Raw genomic sequence first — 16816 nt, 5'->3', positions numbered from 1 at the left:
TCGCGCAAAGCGTTTCCGGCAAAGTCGCTGATGCATCTATGACGCTTCCACCTCATCACTTGCCAGTCGATGGACAATCTCCCGCAGTTCTCCCGCGGTATCTACCTGGCGCAAAGCCGCAACAATCGCCTGCAACTGTGGCAACGATGAAATCCGCGCGATTTCCGGCCACAGTGCCAGACCCTCTAACCCGAACTTCAACTCCAAAGCCAGTTCAATTCCCGCCAGCAAGCCTTCCTGCCGGCCCTCCTGCCGGCCTTCTTGCTGACCTTGCTCCAGCCATTGCTCTGCTATTGTAGCCATGATTTCCTCTCCACGTGTGGCAAACAGATTTCGTACCGTCTGCCGCAAATCCGCCACATTTAGCGATGTAGCGGAAACGGATAGATAGCGAAGGATCGTGTAAAGATATTGTATACCCGTTTGCTGCTCCGCCAACTCACTCAGAAGCGCCAAAATGCCGGGGAGTCGCTGCGCCAGGTCTGACCGGAAGATGTACTTCATGATGAGCAAGCCAACGGACAATAGAGCCTGACCTTTGATCGTTTCATCAGCGTATTGGCTCAAATCTATCAGTTGATAACGAAAGTTGGGCACGAATTCCACGAATGGTTCCGGGGCATTGAACAGACTATTCAGGCGCGACGGGAAAGGCCACGCCTCCCGTCCATGATAGAACAGAACGGGATACGTCCGGCTGTGTAAAAGTCTTCTTGAAAAAACGGTCATGGGGATTCTGTAGACCGGGCATTATTCGTTCTCCCGTTCAAATGACTCCAGAAGAGGAAAGGCGTTGTCTCCGGTGATCAGGCGCGCGCCGCGCTTGCGTGTGAAGTAGTCAATAGCCCATTGCAGCAAGACAAGCAGGCGACTGTCGAATTCGATGAGGTAGGCAATGTGGACGAAGACCCAGATAAGCCAGGCGATGATGCCGGAGAAGCGCCAGCGGCCAATCTCGGCCACGGCTTTGTTGCGCCCGATGACGGCCAGGTTACCTTTGTCGCGGTAGCGGAAGGGGGGGATTGGGCGGGCTTGGAGGCGGGCCTTGATGAGGTCGGCGGCGTATTTTCCCTGCTGCATGGCAACGGGAGCCACGCCGGGCAGGGACCGGCCATCCGCGCCGACGACGTGCGCCAGATCGCCGATGACGAGGATCTCGGGATATTCAGGGAGGGTGAGGTCGGGTTGGACAAGTAATCTGCCGGCATTATCCAGGGAAGCGCCGGTGTGTTTGGCGATGCGTTGACCCAGGGGCGAGGCTTTGATACCCGCGGCCCAGAGAATGGTTTTTGCCGGCACAAACGCTTCCACCCCATTCTCCACCAACGTCACGCCATCCGGCCCCATGTTCGTCAGCAGCGTGCGCGTGCGCACGGTCACACCCAGCCGCTGTAGGGCTGTTGTTGCTTGCGTGGCGGAGGTGGGGTGATATGCCGGCAAAATGCGCTCCTGCCCCTCCAACAGAAAAATACGCGCCTTTCGCGGATCAATGTGGCGGAAATCATCACGCAGCGTACGTCGCGCCAGCTCCCCCAACGCCCCGGCCAACTCCACACCCGTCGGGCCACCGCCGACGACAACAAACGTCATCCACGCCGCCCGCCGCGCCGGATCACCCTCCCGTTCCGCTGTCTCAAAAGCCAAAAAGATGCGGCGGCGAATCGTCAACGCCTCTTCAATGCTTTTCAATCCAGGAGCCGACTCCTCCCACGCATCATGGCCGAAATAGTGATGACGCACGCCCGGCGCCAGAATCAGCGTGTCATACGGCACAACGCCATCACGTAGCACCACCCGCCGCCGCCGCGGGTCCACATCCACCACCTCCGCCTGCACAACAGCGCAGTTCTTTTGTCGCGCCAACACGGCCCGCAGCGGTGAGGCAATGTCACCGGGAGAAAGGCCACCCGTTGCCACCTGGTAGAGCAGTGGTTGAAACAGGTGAAAATTGCGCCGGTCTATCAACGTGACCGCCACCGGCGCGCTACGCAGCGCCCGCGCCGCATACAGTCCGCCAAATCCGCCCCCAACAATCACGACGCGGTGTGGCTGTTGCTGTGTTGGAGCCATACCTGATTTAAAACGGCAAAAACCGGGTTTTTTGTAAAAACCCGGTTTTTCCTAGCGTTTAGCGTTGGTCCGCGGGGACGTAATCGCGGGCGTCGTAGCCGAGGTAGACCTGGCGCGGACGGGCAATCGCCTGCTCCGAGTCGTTCAACATCTCTTCCCACTGCGCCAGCCAGCCAACCGTGCGGGGGATGGCGAACATGACGGGGAACATGGCCAGCGGCAACCCCATGGCCTGGTAGATGATGCCGGAATAGAAGTCCACGTTCGGGTAGAGATTGCGCTCAACGAAGTAGCTGTCTTCCAGCGCCACGCGCTCCAATTCCAGTGCAATATCCAGCAGCGGGTTGGCTCCCGTCACCTTGAACACGTCATGCGCCGTGGCCTTAACCAAAGCGGCGCGCGGGTCATAGTTCTTGTAAACGCGGTGGCCGAAACCCATGAGGCGGAATTCGCGCCGTTTGACGCGCTCCACGTACTCCGGTACGCGCTTCGCGTCGCCGATCTCCATCAACATGTGCAAAACGGCCTCGTTCGCGCCACCGTGGCGGGGGCCAAACAGGGCCGCCGTGGCCGCGGCGATGGAGCTGTAGGGATCGACGAGGGAACTGCCGACGGAACGCATGGCGTTTGTCCCGCAGTTTTGTTCGTGATCCGCGTGCAGGATGAAGAGAATGTCCAGCGCACGCTCCAGAATGGGATTCGGATCGTAGCGCGGCTCCACCAACTTGAACATCATGTTCAGGAAGTTGCCCGTGTAGCCGAGGGCATTGTCCGGGTAGGCGTAGGGCTGCCCCATGCTGTGACGAAAGGCGAGCGCGGCCAGGGTAGGCATTTTGGCGATGAGGCGGGCGATCTGCAATTGCCGGTTGGCCCGGTCCTCCACGTTCTTTGCTTCCGGGTAGAACGTGCCCAGAGCGGAAACGCTGCTGATGAGGATGCTCATCGGGTGCGCGTCGTAGCGAAAACCGTCTATGACGCTTTTAAGATTCTCATGAACCAGCGTGTGGTGGGTGATGGTGTGTTTCCATTCAGCCAGTTTTTCCTGTGTCGGTAGTTCGCCGTACAAAATCAGGTAGGCGACTTCCAGAAACGTACTGTGTTCGGCCAACTGCTCAATCGGATAGCCACGGTACCGCAGAATGCCTTTGTCACCATCGATGAATGTGATGGTACTCTTTGTCGAGGCCGTGTTCTTAAACGCCGGATCATAGCTCATCAGTCCGAAGTCATCACTATTGACCTTGATCTGACGCAAGTCCATTGCCTTGATCGTGCCATTCTGAATGGGCAGTTCATAGGTGTGACCGGTACGATTGTCGGTTACGGTCAGGGTTTCCATACTCATTTTGCCTCCAAGATGCGCCTGGCCCCCTGTGCCAGGACGGGGAAGGATGTGAAAGGGATTACTGGAAATGTACGTCTGCGTTTGGGGAGAACAAACAGGCGAAAACGAGGCATACAAACAGACCGGGGGGGCTGTTTCCTATTGCCTCTCGTTCGGACAGCCAACCGTTACGGATAAGTGAGCGGCTGCCTCTATGGTCCGCGGCGAGGCAGACTATATGCTAATTGTAACGCTGAACAGGCTAATTCTCCAGTAATTCCAGGTCTTGAATCGGCAACTGGTGACATTCTCATGGGAAAAGGGTGATAATTGGCTGGTATGGGGATTTTGGCGGATTCCAGTAGAATAGGGTGCGGGCGTGCCGGCATTATCGCGCCATCAATCCACCCGAATTCACAAAGCGCACACGCTGCGTCAACGAACCCATCATACAGTCAGGAAAGACCCATGAAAGAAACGAGAACGTGCCCCACCTGCCATACCCACCTGGAAGCCGACGCGGAAATTTGCCCCGAATGCGAGCAAGAGTTTTGCCCGGTCTGTTTGGCGGCGCTGGCGGATTCAGCCACACGCTGCGATGCCTGCGGCGTGGAATTTGACCTGGTGTGCCCGGAATGCGAAGAAATCGTGCCCGCCAACGTGAATGTTTGCCCGACGTGTGGCTTCGTCTTTGACGAGGAAGCGGCGGAAGAAATGGAAGTAACAACCTCTCCCGTCAGCGTGGCTCTGGGCGCGGCGGCGCCGGCGGTGGTGGGGGGCACGGTGGCGCGTCCGTTTCATGAGGACGCGCGCTGCCCTACCTGCGAGGCGCCGGTGAGCCTGGAAGATGGCTTTTGCCGCGAGTGTGGGCAGGCGTTTTGCACGCGCTGCAACCAGGCGGTGGATGACGAGGATGAGGTTTGCCCCCATTGCGGCGCGGATCTGTTTTTTGACTGCCCATTGTGTGATTTTGAGTTGACGGCGGGCACGGAGATTTGCCCCAACTGCGGGGCGTTGTTTCCCAACTACTGCACGCACTGCCGGCAACCACTACAACATGGCGACGTGATCTGCCTCTACTGCGAGGAGCCGGTGACGATCATGCAACGGAAGTCGGCGCGGGTGGTACATGCGATTCGGATGGCGGAGGGAATGGTGCAGATTGTGGCCTGTCCGGCGTGTGGGGAGCAGTTTAATGCCGGCATCAGCACCTGCCCCAACTGCTCTTTTCGCCTCTGCCCCAACTGCCAGATTCACCTGGAGCCGGAGGAGGCGATTTGCCCCCGCTGCGGGGAGGACCCGGAGAAGGTGATACGCCCGCCTGATCCCGTGTTAAGGTGTCCCATGTGCCGGCAATTGATCAATGCCGGCATGGACCAATGCCCCCACTGCCAGCAACTGCTCTGCCCCGAATGCCTGGCCCCCGTCTCCGCCGATGATCTCTCCTGCCCCCAATGTGGCATTGATTTCGAGTTGTATTGCCCGCAATGCGACGCCGTGGTCGCCGCCGATGCGGATAGCTGCCCGGAATGCGGTTTCGTTTTCTAGTCGATTCTTTTGCGGAGATGTGTCTGGTAATGAATAGAGAAAATGCCGGCAACGGCAATCACATTCAAGTATATGACGCCGCCGACTTCCAGGAAAGCGGCCACGACGCCTACACCGCGCAACACCAGGCCAACGTCGCCGCCGCCGTGCGCGCCATGCTGCAAAACCTGGTCCAGGACCCCACGCGCCAGGGCTTGCGGCGCACACCGGAGCGCGTGGCAAAAATGTACGCGGAGCTGCTGGCCGGCTACCACACCAACCTGAACGAACTCATCAACGGAGCCTTGTTTGACGTGGCCTACGACGAAATGATCGTTGTGCGCGACATCAGCTTCTACAGCCTGTGCGAACACCACCTGCTCCCCTTCTTTGGCCTCGCGCATGTCGCCTACATCCCCGGCAAGCAGGTGATCGGCCTTTCCAAGCTGCCGCGCATCGTGGAGATGTACGCCCGCCGCCTGCAAGTGCAGGAGCGCCTGACGCAAGAAATCGCGGACGCCATCACGGCCATTCTCGACCCCGCCGGCGTGGCCGTCGTCATCGAAGGCTCCCACCTGTGCGCCATCATGCGCGGCATCAAACAAGAACAATCGCGCATGATCACCAGCGCCATGCGCGGAACGTTCAAATCCTGCGAAAAGACCCGCGCCGAGTTCATGGCTCACATCAACCACGGCAACCGCCTCCGCACAGCTTTTTGAACCCGGCCCTTGCCTCAACATCGCAAAGGTATTCTCACTTTGGTTTCCGTTAACGCGGCATTGACAAAAGACTTTGAGCCATAACTCAAAGCAATACCTTCGCCAAAATTAGAAAACATTTTAGAAGGCAGATTTGCTCAGAGAATCGCCCCACTGTGGGGCGACGTTCAATGAACAAGGCTTTTTTCGGAAGCGTCATGATTGCCCAGCTTGAAAATCGAAGAGGGCTGGGTGTGATCGGTGACAAAGGGTACGTGTCCCAAGAACTGGAAGACCGCCTATGGGATGCGGGGGAACATCTCCTCCTTAGTCTCAAGCGCGACAATCAGAAAGAGCAATGGCCGCGGGATATTCGGAAAGTCTTGGGCTATTTACGCCACCGCATCGAAACGGCTTTCAGCGTTCTGACCACCGTCTTCAATTTTGAGCAACCGCGCTCGCGTTCAATGCCTGGGTTGATCAATCGGATAACGACCAAGATTCTGGCCCACACGATCAGTTTCTTTTTGGCCGAGGCCCTTACCCCAGAGCTTAGCAATTAGAGTCTATTATCACAGTTACGCCACTGAGCTTGGTTGGACGACCAGCTATGCTACTGCTAAAGACCTTTTGTCTCCAGGAGATATTGTGCAGTTACAACAGTTGCAGAACGGCAACTGGGTAAGTTACCATAATATGCTGGTCACTGCGGAAAATGCCACTGACCTTTTGCTCACATATCATTCAACGGATACCAGGGACAAAAGATTGCGTGACATACCTGCGGGCGCTACACAACGGTACGTTCTAGTCAGGTTTCCATGAAATACGATCAATGCGCGTTCGTGGAGTTGACTTAAGTAATCAAGTGAGTGTCTAGAAACAACTTCTCAATTTGCGGCACTTTACAGCAGGTAAAACAGGAGTGACTATACAGGTCATCTGCCCAGATTGGACCAATTTGCTCTGGTTAAACCCTGTTAATGTCTACATAATTGGTCCAATCTCTCGAAGAGAAGTAATATTTAGACGATCACTAAGTGGGGCGTAAGGTCTTGTGCCTTTATCAGATATGTTGCTCGCCCCACTCTCATTCAAATTCCCAAGAGCCGACTGACAAAACCTTGTCATGGGCTTGGAAAGTTCATGTGTATTATTCGGCGCGGTTAGAGAGAAAAGTCTAACTGCGCCGTATCCATATTATGGGGTATTGGCTGAAGGGTAACAGGTAGATGTCGTACATCACAACATCGTGTGAAAAAACCGGGGTTCCTACAGGAGTAAAGTTAGTCAAATTCGTAGCACGGTGTTCTGATGTTTCACAGGTAGAGGTTAAGGATGATGCTGAATAAATTCTTTATCTTCTTCATGTTTATTGGCACGGCAACAATGGGGTGCCAAAATACAACGACAGCAGATACATCACAACGAAACCAGATAGAGCCAACGATTCAGATTGAAGAATTAAAAAGCTATTTGGCTGTCAATGTGGGTGCAGTGGCATTCGGTGGCAAAGTATTTTGTGCTTACAATGTTTTAGGTACTCAGCAGCAAGAGGAAATAACTACCCTTTATCTTTGGACTTTGTGTCAAGAGTTCTATCAAGAACAGCAGCAATTAAGAAAGGGGACAGGCGTGAGTGTGCCTGTTTCTGTTACTTTAGAAAACAAAGGCGACAGCAGGCAGATTATAGAATATACTATTCCCAGAGATGGGTCATATTATGGAGAGGATATCAAAGCCATTTTCCCACAAAGTGTCTGGCCCAAAATTTCCCCTCAGAGCAACCAGGAAATAGATGAGTTTAACAATTACATTAGCATCTTAGAAGCTTCGACGGAACAGGAGGCCATGTTCTTTTTTGCTTCGGGCGAATAGTTCTTCACACTTCCTTATAGAGCTGCTCATCCAGCAGTTTGTTTACCAGGGTCGGGTTGGCTTTGCCGCCAGTGGCTTGCATCACCTGCCCCACAAACCAGCCACGAATTCTGGTTTTGCCGGCACGATACACCGCCACCTGATCCTCATTTTGCGCCAGAATCTGCGCCACAATGCCTGCCAGGGCGGATTCGTCGGAAATCTGAGCCAGGCCACGCGCCGCCATCAGGTTGAACAGGCTATTGATCATCAAGTTGGTGACCTGCCTGGGATTGCCGTCTGCTGCCACTGCCTGTTCAAACCAGGCAGTTACGGGTGTTCATCGGTGAGAACGTGAGCGTCGTATGCTGGCAGGTCAAAATCCGCCAGATAGCGGGCAATCTTGGCGTCGGGGAGTTCAGGCAGAGCCGCGCGGACTTGTTCGATCCAGGCGTCGTCAATGTCTAATGCCGGCAAATCCGGCTCCGGAAAGTAACGATAATCTTCCGCCTCTTCTTTGATCCGCTGCGAGAATGTTACCCACTGTCCTTCATTCCAGCCGCGCGTTTCCTGACTTATATTCCACCCCAGTTGCTAACCTTTCAGTCCATATTTTGGTCGTACGAGAACGTACCCACCTGGCAGGCAAAGTCATCGCCAACATTCAGTTAACAAACCTCAGAGACTAAAGTCCGGTGTTTTTTGGCTTTGACAGCATGATTTTTTACAGCTTCCCAGAGGTAGAACCACCTTCATAGGTAAGCGATGAGGTAACTACTAACGAACGCTCTCTGGAGATTGGACCAATTTCCGGCGCTCAATGACCCTATTCACCGGAGAAAATTGGTCCAATCTGGCTTAGCAGTTACGCGATGAGAATATCTTTGGTAGCGCGAGTCCATTTACATAACATATGTCCCTAAATATCCGCGGAAAGACACGGGAAAGACAAAAGATACCATCTTTTTGACACGGACCCGGGCGCGGGCTATAATTCGTAGTCCGTCGCTCTGGTTACCGCACGACCAGGCGACAAATAACATTTGACCCCGCCGGCATTGCAAAATGCTGGTTTTTTTTGGAGGATTAACGTGTACGCAATTGTAGAATGCGGCGGCCGGCAATACCGCGCCGAAGAGGGTCATAGCTTCTCCGTGGAGAAGTTGCCCTATGAAGTCGGTGAACAAATCGTTTTGGACAATGTCCTGCTCCTGGCCGACGGCGATCAGGTAAACATTGGTCAACCCTCCGTGGCTGGCGCCAGTGTGAAAGCCACCGTCATGGACCAGTATCGCGGCAAGAAAATCTTCGTCTGGAAGTATCGCCCGAAGAACCGGTATCGTCATCGCAGGGGTCACCGCCAGCATTACACCCGCCTGCACATCGACGAGATTATCGCCGGATAAGCCTGATCTCCCGCAGGTGATCAGACTCATTCAAAGTGAGGAGAGAACGAAATGGCACATAAGAAAGGTGGCGGTTCCACCCGAAATGGTCGCGATAGCAATTCCAAACGTCTGGGCATCAAACGCTATGGCGGCGAAATGGTCATTCCCGGCAACATCATCGTGCGTCAAAAAGGCACGCGGTTCCACCCTGGCACAAACGTCGGCCTGGGGCGCGATTACACCATTTTCGCCGTGGCCGAGGGCCGCGTGACGTTTGAGACGAAGCATGGACGCAAATACATCAGCGTCTACCCCACGGAGTAAGACGGCATGAAGAAAGAAACCCATCCTGAATGGTATCCTGAAGCCAAAGTCATCGTAAACGGTGAAGTGGTAATGACGGTTGGCTCCACGGTGCCGGAGATGAACGTGGAAATCTGGTCCGGCACGCACCCGTTCTTTACCGGGCAGCAGCGGCTGGTGGATACGGAAGGCCAGGTGGACCGCTTCATGCGCCGCCTGCAAAAGCGGGAAGAGATTATGGCCGCGCAAGAAGAGCAAATTGTTGCTTCTTCGCCGGAATCAATGCCACTGCAGGAATTGGAATTGGGACGGCGCGCGGAGGCTGCTTTGCTGGATGCCGGCATTCTCACCGTCGGCGACCTCGCAGCCAAATACAATGAAGGCGGCGATGACGCGCTGCTGGCTATCGTCGGCGTCGGCCAGATGGCCCTCATCGACATCAAAAAACACCTGAGAGCGCAGGGCCTCGCCGAGTAGCCACCTCCACCCCATTCCCTTATCGGAATTTCAAGGGCAGATGCGCCAGCGTATCTGCCCTTTCTGTTTTCACGTTTCTACACAGGGATCATCTTTCCCGGGTAACCTGACGCTCTCTGGAGATTGGACCCATTTTACGCGCTCAATGGCCATTTTCGCCAGAGAAAATTGGTCCAATCTGTACGTAATGGCCGATCTCGCGTGGGCTGAGCTTGTCGAAGCCAATGTGACCGGCGGCAGACTCAGGCAGCGGACTGGTCGTTACCCCCAGACCACTGGCCACCGATCCCTGACCACTTCTGAACCGGAGCAACAATGGGAACGCACACACGGGGCCGTATCGAACTCATTTGCGGCAGCATGTTTAGTGGCAAGACGGAGGAACTGATCCGTCGCGTGCGGCGGGCCATTATCGCCCGCCAGAGCGTCCAGGTATTCAAACCCACCCTGGACACCCGCTACCACCACCGCCAGGTCACTTCGCACAACGGCCTGGGCGTAGAAGCGCAGCCCGTGGCGTCGGCGCAGGACATTCTGACGCACCTGGAGCCGGAGACAACGGTGGTGGCGGTAGACGAAGTGCAGTTTTTTGACCAGGAAATCGTAGCGGTGTGCCAGAAGTTGGCAAATGCCGGCATTCGCGTCATCTGCGCCGGGTTGGATACGGACTTTCGCGGCGAACCATTTGGACCCATACCCGACCTGCTGGCGCGGGCGGAAATGGTGGAAAAACTGCACGCCATCTGCGTCCGCTGCGGCGAAGACGCCAGCCGCACACAGCGATTGATTGACGGCCAGCCCGCCGCCTTCGATGATCCGATTGTTTTAGTGGGCGCGGCGGAGGTGTATGAGGCCAGATGCCGGCAATGCCACACCGTCCTACCGCCACGCCAAAATGGAGCAAACGCATGACCGCCCAAAACCGTCCCCTCGCCGACGACGTTGACCGCATCCTCATAAACTCCCAACAACTACAAACGCGCATACAAGAACTCGCCGCCCAGATTGACGCCGACTTCGCCCAACACGACGACCTGCTCCTCATCTGCGTCCTCAAAGGCGCCTTCATCTTCCTCGCCGACCTCAGCCGCGCCGTCACCCGTCCCCACCACGTCGATTTCATGGCCATCTCCAGCTACGGCAGCGGCACAACCAGCAGCGGGGCCGTGCAAATCATCATGGACCTGAAGCAGGACATCCAGGGGCGCCACATTCTCATCGTAGAAGACATCATCGACAGCGGGCGCACGCTGGCATACATGTACCGCACCCTGCTGGCACGCCAACCCGCCTCCCTGCACATCTGCACCCTGCTGAACAAGCCCTCCCGCCGCGAGGTGGACGTGCCTGTGCGCTATCTTGGCTTCGACATCCCCGACGAGTTTGTCGTCGGCTATGGGCTAGATTTCGCCGAAGATTACCGCAATTTACCCTACATCGCCGTGCTCAAGCCCAGCGTCTTCGCGCACCTGTTCGCGCCGCCGGCGTAAGCCAATGCCGGCAACGCCACAACCGACATCATGACGACAGACACCCCGCCACCCCCAGAAAATGTGGATTTGACCGCCTATGCGCGTCATTGGGTGGCCCTGTCTCTGGATGGGCAGGTAGCCGGTGTAGGGCTGACCCCCGTGGAGGCCGCGCACCAGGCCCGCCACAATCGCCCCCGCGAACGCTTCACGCTGCGCTACGTGGAACCACCCGGCGGCGCGCCGCTGTCGCTGCCGCCGCTGCTGCAATCGCTGCAACCGGTGCTGCAGCAGGAGGATATACCCGTCTACCTGGTGGGTGGCGTGGTACGGGATGCGCTGCTGGGTCGGGAAAGCCACGATTTGGACTTTGTCGTGCCGGCAAACGCCATCAAACTGGCATTCCGTGTGGGCAACGCCCTGGGCGCGCCCGCTTATGTGCTGGACAAGAAGCGGGATACGGGGCGGGTGATGCTGCCGCAAGCGGAAACGATGCTGGACTTCGCCCGGCTGCGCGGCCCAAACCTGGAGGCGGATTTGCGAGACCGCGATTTTACGATCAATGCCCTGGCCATGCCGGCATCCGCCCGCACCACCGCCAGCCTCATTGACCCCCTCAACGGCTGGGCCGACCTGCGCGCCCGCCGCATCCGCCACGCCTCCCCCCAGGCCCTGGCCAACGACCCCGTGCGCACCCTGCGCGCCGCCCGCCTGGCCGTCCGCTTTGGCTTCCACATCGAAGCAGAAACCGCCGCCGCCGTCCGCCAGGCTGCCCCCCTGCTGGACGCCATCTCCCCGGAGCGGGTGCGCGACGAACTCCTCAAATGCCTGAAAACGGACGCCCCCGACGACGCCCTGCGCCTGCTGGCCGCGCTGGACCTGCTTCCCCACACCCTGCCGGAAATCGCCGCCCTCCGCGAGGTCACGCAATCCCGGCCGCACCACGAGGACGTATTCGCCCATACCGCCCGCGTTTTGCGCTGGTTGGTCCGCGTGGAACAGGTTGTCGTCCGCCACCGGCCGCCGAACGACATGCCGCCGCCGACCCGCCAATTCCTGCGCCAGGCGGGAGAAAATGCGGCCCCGTATGTGGCGCAAATCCAGGCCCACCTGGACCGCGCCGTCACGGGCGCACTGGACGGCTGGCAGGTGCTGCGCTGGGCGGGTCTGTTCCACGATGCCGGCAAAGCCGTCACCCGCACCGTCGAACCCGATGGCCGCATCCGTTTCTTCGACCACGACAGCGCCGGGGCCGCCCTGGTGGAGCCGCGCCTGCGCCATCTGCGCTTCAGCAACGAAGCCATCAGTCACGTCCAGACCATCGTCGCCGGGCACATGCGCCCGCTGCTCTTCAGCCAGCAGGGAACGGTCAGCCGCCGCGCCGCCTATCGCTTCTTCCGCGATGTCGGCCCAAACGGCCTTGACATCACCCTCCTCAGCCTGGCCGACCACCTGGCAACCTACGACGGACCGTCCGGCCACCTGGAGAGCGGGCGCGAAGCCGGCGAACGCCTGCTGCGCGTCGTCGCCCAACTCCACGCGCACTACTTCCAGCAGTTCGAGCAATCGATCCAATCCCCGCCGCTGCTCAATGGCCGCCGATTGATGCAGGCGCTGCACCTGCCCAGCGGCCCGGAAGTGGGACGACTGCTGCGCCTGATCGAGGAAGCGCAGGCGGCGGGCGAAATTAGCACGCCGGAGGAGGCGCTGGACCTGGCGCGCCGCTCCCGTCAATAGAAACCGGGTTTTTGGCAAAAACCCGATTTCTCGAGAAAATTACCCCTATGGAGATCACGGCCCTACGACGGAAAATTGCGGCAAAGGAAGCTACGGTTGGCGTCATCGGTCTCGGCTACGTGGGGCTGCCGGTGGCGGCGACGCTGGCGCGGGCGGGTTTCTCGGTGACGGGGGTGGATTTGCAGAAAGAGCGGGTGGGATTGATCAATGCCGGCATTTGCCCCATCCACGGCCACGAACCCGGCCTGGCTGAATTGCTCGCGCAAGTCGTGCGCGCAGGCCAACTGCAGGCCACCACCGACTACGCCCCCCTGACCGCCGCCGACGTGGTCCTGATCAACGTGGAAACCCCCGTGGACGCCAACCATCAACCCCGCTACACGGCGCTCAAAGCCGCCTGCCACAGCCTCGGGGCCGTGCTGCAACCAGGCGCGCTCGTCATCGTGGAATCCACCATTGCCCCCGGAACAATGGCAAGCGTAGTGCGCCCGCTGTTGGAAGCCACCTCGGGGCGCAAGATGGGCGTGGACTTCTTCCTCGGAACCTGCCCGGAGCGCGTCATGCCCGGCAAACTGCTGGCGAATCTGCGGGAGATGAGCCGCGTCTGCGGCGGCGATTCCCCGGCCACGGCGGCCACCATGGTCGCGCTCTATCGCCACATCGTGGACGCGGACCTGGATGAGGCGGACATGGTAACGGCGGAACTGGTGAAGACGGCGGAAAATGCGTACCGCGACGTGCAGATCGCCTTCGCCAACGAGGTGGCCTTGATTTGCGCGGCGGTGGGGGCGGATGTGTGGCGCGTGCGCGAGCTGGTGAACAAGAGTCCGGGGCGGCACATGCTGCTGCCGGGCGCGGGGGTGGGCGGCCACTGCATTCCCAAAGACCCGTGGCTGCTGGCGTATGGCGGGCGGGAGCGGGTGACGGCGCGACTGCTGCCCGCGGCGCGCGCGGTGAACGAGGCGATGCCCTACCATATGGCGGAATTGTTGGCGGCGGCGTTGGCGGATGCCGGCATTTCCCTCTCCACCGCCCGCGTCACCATTCTCGGCTACGCCTACCTGGAAAACAGCGACGACACCCGCAACAGCCCCAGCAGCGTCCTTGCCCCCCACTTGCAGGCCCAGGGCGCGCGCGTCATCATTCACGATCCCTGGGTGGCTCCCTACCAGGGGGACGTGTGGGACGCCCTGGCCGGCAGCGACGCCGCCGTCCTCATGGTCGCCCACGATGAATACCGCGCCCTCTCTCCGGCGCGGCTGGCGACCACGCTGCGCGCGCCTGTGCTGGTAGATGGGCGGCACATCTTTGACCCGCAAGCGGCGCGAGACGCCGGCCTCATCTTCCGCGGCGTCGGCATCGGCTGAGTATGGCCGTTTTTCGTTTTCCGTTATTGGTTGATTGTGACTCAGGAGGCTGATGTACAAAGGAAAGCGCGTTGCCGTGGTTGTGCCGGCATTTAACGAAGAAACCCTCATCGGCATCACCATTGACACCATGCCCGACTTCGTGGACGACATCGTCGTTGTGGACGATTGCAGCCGCGACCAGACCATCGCCCACGTACAAGAACGCCTGGCGCGGCGGCCCGGCCTCGTCCTCCTGCCCCACCAGACCAACCAGGGCGTCGGCGGAGCCATTGCCACCGGCTACAAGTGGTGCCGCGACCATGAGGTGGACGTGGCCGTGGTCATGGCCGGCGACGCGCAAATGGACCCGGACGACCTGCCTACCGTCCTCGATCCCGTGGTTCTTGGCGATGTTGACTATACGAAAGGAAACAGGCTTTTCACCGGCGACGCCTGGAACATCATCCCCCGCGTACGCTACCTGGGCAACTCCATGATGTCGCTCCTCACCAAGATCGCTTCCGGCTACTGGCACGTGGCGGACTCCCAAAGCGGGTACACGGCCATCAACCGCAAGGCACTGCACACGCTGGATTGGGACGCCATGTACCGGCGATACGGCCAACCCAATGACCTGCTGGTGCGCCTGAACGTGTACAATTTTCGCGTGCGCGACGTGCCCGTGCGCCCCGTCTACAATATCGGCGAACAGTCGGGCATCAAGCCGTTGCGCATGATCCCCCGCCTCTCCTGGCTGCTGTGGAAGCTGTTCCTGTTCCGCATGAAGGAGAAGTACGTCATCCGCGATTTTCACCCGCTGCTGTTCTTCTACGCCCTCGGCGGCGTCCTGTTCCCCGGCGGGGTGTTGTTTGGCCTGTATCTGGTGATCAAGCGAGTGATGGTGGGGCCAGTTGCCGGCACAAGCGCCCTCTTCGCCGCCTTCCTGGCCATCATGGGGCTGCAATTCATCCTCTTCGCCATGTGGTTCGACATGGACTACAACAAGGAGCTGCGCTGAACCGTGCGAGACTTCACCATCGGCACGTATAATCGGCTTTGCGCCGCCATCCAGGAACTGCGCTGCCCCGTCTGGCCGCTGCGCGATTATCTGCGCCTCGGTCAGCCGCCCGGATTCGCCATCATCCTGCGGCACGACGTAGACCGCAATCTGGACAGTGCCCTGCGCCTGGCCGCCCTGGAAGCCGACTATGGCTTCTCCGCCACCTACTACTTCCGCACCACGCCCGCCGTCTTTCAACGGGACGCCATCCAGCGCGTGCGGCTCCTCAACCACGAAGTCGGCTACCACTACGAAGTGCTGAGCAAAGCGCGCGGCGACCGGCGGCGGGCCGCCATCCTCTTCCAACACGAACTCAACGTCTTTCGCCAGATGGCCCCCGTGGACACCATCAGCATGCACGGCAGTCCCCTGCTGCCCTGGCACAACCTGGAACTGTGGCAAACGCTTGACTGGTCGGATTATGGGCTGCTGGGAGAAGCCTACTTGAGCGTGGATTACCGCCGCGTCTACTATTTCACGGACACGGGGCGCGGGTGGGACGCCCACCGTTTTAACATTCGGGACCGTGTCGTCTGCCGCCGCCCGCCGGACCCCGTTCACGGCACGCCGGACCTGATCGCCTTCCTGCGCACGCGCCCCGCCGCTCCCGTCATCATCAACGCCCACCCCAACCGCTGGGCGCACACCGACCGCGCCTGGTTCGCCAGCCTCCTCACCGACTGGACCGCCAACAGCGCCAAATTCCTGCTCGCCCTCCTCTACCGCGCCCTCTTCCGCCCCTGATCCCCCCGCCCCTCCCCATGCCCGACCGCATTCTCTTCATCCTCTCCACAGCCCGCACCGGCACAAAAGCCCTGGCGGAAGGGTTGGCCGGCGGCGACGTTCTCAGCCCGCACCAGCCACCCAATTCGCGCATTTTGACGATTTTGGGCAATTTTCACCTGCACGGCTGGCTGCCACGCCGCGCCCTGGAGGCCGCCGCCATGCGCTGGCGCGCCCCGCAAATCACGAACGCTCCCTGCCGCTACTACATCCAGGTCTTCTCGCTCGACTATTGGCCGGCCTACATCCTCTCCCAACGCCTGCCGCACGTGCATGTCCTGCACATCATCCGCGACCCGCGCACCTGGGTCCCTTCTTATGTAAATTGGATGCACACGCGCTGGCAAAGCGCAATCGCCAATCGGCTGATTGTGGGCTGGCATCCGTCCGGCTTGTGGACGGGCGAAATCCCGCCGGGGGAGTGGCTGCGCATGGACACTTTCCAGCGCATCTGCTGGCACTGGACGTACAAGAATGAGTTGCTGGCGTCGCTGTTCTACGACTATCCCGGCTACCAGCAGGTCCATTTCGAGGCGCTGTTTGGCTCGAATGGCGCGGGCGTGTTAGAGTTGGTGTTGGCGAATGCCGGCATTCCCTACCAACCACACTACGCCAACATCATGCGCCAACCCAAAAACCAGAGCCGCCGCGACGCCTTCCCTACCTGGCCCGATTGGCCGCCAAAACGCCAACAGCAACTACTCACCCTCTGCGGTGACCTGATGCAACGGTATGGCTACCTGCCTGCCGTCCGCTGAATTCCGCCCATTC

Annotated in this window: 19 protein-coding genes and 1 pseudogene; 15 read left to right on the top strand and 5 right to left on the bottom strand. The window is 59.1% G+C overall.

What is annotated here, in order from left to right; genetic code table 11:
- Positions 1-36 precede the first annotated feature (36 nt).
- From H6650_07270 to H6650_07260, 3 genes are read right to left on the bottom strand one after another with little or no spacing between them, the layout of a single operon-like run.
- Complete coding sequence (locus tag H6650_07270; GenBank protein ID MCB8951795.1) at positions 37-729, bottom strand: Rpn family recombination-promoting nuclease/putative transposase; 693 nt, start codon at positions 727-729, stop codon at positions 37-39.
- A 21-nt stretch (positions 730-750) separates the two neighbouring features.
- Positions 751-2070 carry an NAD(P)/FAD-dependent oxidoreductase gene (locus H6650_07265; protein MCB8951794.1) on the bottom strand — a complete coding sequence of 440 codons (1320 nt, stop codon included), beginning with the start codon at positions 2068-2070 and terminating at the stop codon, positions 751-753.
- 58 nt (positions 2071-2128) lie between these two features.
- Positions 2129-3415 carry a citrate synthase gene (locus H6650_07260; protein MCB8951793.1) on the bottom strand — a complete coding sequence of 429 codons (1287 nt, stop codon included), beginning with the start codon at positions 3413-3415 and terminating at the stop codon, positions 2129-2131.
- A gap of 447 nt (positions 3416-3862) precedes the next feature.
- Between H6650_07260 and H6650_07255 the strand changes: the two genes are divergently transcribed.
- From H6650_07255 to H6650_07235, 5 genes are all read left to right on the top strand, one after another.
- Complete coding sequence (locus tag H6650_07255) at positions 3863-4942, top strand: zinc ribbon domain-containing protein (GenBank protein MCB8951792.1); 1080 nt, start codon at positions 3863-3865, stop codon at positions 4940-4942.
- Positions 4943-4971: 29 nt separating this feature from the next.
- Complete coding sequence (gene folE, locus H6650_07250) at positions 4972-5643, top strand: GTP cyclohydrolase I FolE (GenBank protein MCB8951791.1); 672 nt, start codon at positions 4972-4974, stop codon at positions 5641-5643.
- A 170-nt stretch (positions 5644-5813) separates the two neighbouring features.
- Positions 5814-6185, top strand: a complete 372-nt coding sequence (locus H6650_07245) for a hypothetical protein (protein ID MCB8951790.1) — start codon at positions 5814-5816, stop codon at positions 6183-6185.
- 85 nt (positions 6186-6270) lie between these two features.
- Positions 6271-6447 carry a hypothetical protein gene (locus H6650_07240; GenBank protein MCB8951789.1) on the top strand — a complete coding sequence of 59 codons (177 nt, stop codon included), beginning with the start codon at positions 6271-6273 and terminating at the stop codon, positions 6445-6447.
- Positions 6448-6960: 513 nt separating this feature from the next.
- Entirely contained in the window at positions 6961-7500 is a 540-nt protein-coding gene (locus H6650_07235) for a hypothetical protein (protein ID MCB8951788.1), read from the top strand.
- 4 nt (positions 7501-7504) lie between these two features.
- On the opposite strand, the gene H6650_07230 is transcribed toward H6650_07235, so the two are convergent.
- Positions 7505-7753, bottom strand: coding sequence for a hypothetical protein (locus tag H6650_07230; GenBank protein ID MCB8951787.1), 249 nt, complete (start codon positions 7751-7753; stop codon positions 7505-7507).
- Positions 7754-7809: 56 nt separating this feature from the next.
- Positions 7810-8070, bottom strand: a complete 261-nt coding sequence (locus tag H6650_07225) for a hypothetical protein (protein MCB8951786.1) — start codon at positions 8068-8070, stop codon at positions 7810-7812.
- A 500-nt stretch (positions 8071-8570) separates the two neighbouring features.
- Between H6650_07225 and rplU the strand changes: the two genes are divergently transcribed.
- The 10 genes and pseudogenes from rplU to H6650_07175 all read left to right on the top strand — a co-directional run bounded on the left by rplU (position 8571) and on the right by H6650_07175 (position 16803).
- Complete coding sequence (rplU, locus tag H6650_07220) at positions 8571-8885, top strand: 50S ribosomal protein L21 (GenBank protein ID MCB8951785.1); 315 nt, start codon at positions 8571-8573, stop codon at positions 8883-8885.
- A gap of 51 nt (positions 8886-8936) precedes the next feature.
- Positions 8937-9191: a 50S ribosomal protein L27 gene (gene rpmA / locus H6650_07215; GenBank protein MCB8951784.1), complete on the top strand. Its 255-nt coding sequence runs from the start codon at positions 8937-8939 to the stop codon at positions 9189-9191.
- A 6-nt stretch (positions 9192-9197) separates the two neighbouring features.
- A pseudogene (gene rpmE / locus H6650_07210) lies at positions 9198-9401 on the top strand (50S ribosomal protein L31).
- Positions 9402-9962: 561 nt separating this feature from the next.
- Complete coding sequence (locus H6650_07205; protein MCB8951783.1) at positions 9963-10559, top strand: thymidine kinase; 597 nt, start codon at positions 9963-9965, stop codon at positions 10557-10559.
- Positions 10556-11137: a hypoxanthine phosphoribosyltransferase gene (gene hpt, locus H6650_07200; GenBank protein ID MCB8951782.1), complete on the top strand. Its 582-nt coding sequence runs from the start codon at positions 10556-10558 to the stop codon at positions 11135-11137. Before H6650_07205 ends, hpt begins: the two co-directional genes overlap by 4 nt.
- Positions 11138-11167: 30 nt before the next feature.
- A complete protein-coding gene (locus H6650_07195; GenBank protein MCB8951781.1) occupies positions 11168-12853 on the top strand; it encodes an HDIG domain-containing protein in 1686 nt (561 codons plus the stop codon).
- A 47-nt stretch (positions 12854-12900) separates the two neighbouring features.
- Positions 12901-14220: a nucleotide sugar dehydrogenase gene (locus tag H6650_07190; GenBank protein MCB8951780.1), complete on the top strand. Its 1320-nt coding sequence runs from the start codon at positions 12901-12903 to the stop codon at positions 14218-14220.
- Between the two features lie 52 nt (positions 14221-14272).
- The gene (locus H6650_07185; protein MCB8951779.1) at positions 14273-15220 is read left to right on the top strand and encodes a glycosyltransferase family 2 protein; all 948 of its coding nucleotides are present in this window, start codon (positions 14273-14275) and stop codon (positions 15218-15220) included.
- A gap of 3 nt (positions 15221-15223) precedes the next feature.
- Positions 15224-16006 carry a hypothetical protein gene (locus H6650_07180; protein MCB8951778.1) on the top strand — a complete coding sequence of 261 codons (783 nt, stop codon included), beginning with the start codon at positions 15224-15226 and terminating at the stop codon, positions 16004-16006.
- 17 nt (positions 16007-16023) lie between these two features.
- Positions 16024-16803, top strand: a complete 780-nt coding sequence (locus H6650_07175) for a hypothetical protein (GenBank protein ID MCB8951777.1) — start codon at positions 16024-16026, stop codon at positions 16801-16803.
- Positions 16804-16816 lie beyond the last annotated feature (13 nt).

This window comes from Ardenticatenales bacterium (genome assembly GCA_020634515.1).
Taxonomy (GTDB): Bacteria; Chloroflexota; Anaerolineae; order Promineifilales; family Promineifilaceae; genus JAGVTM01.
This window is presented reverse-complemented; position numbering and strand designations above follow the sequence as displayed.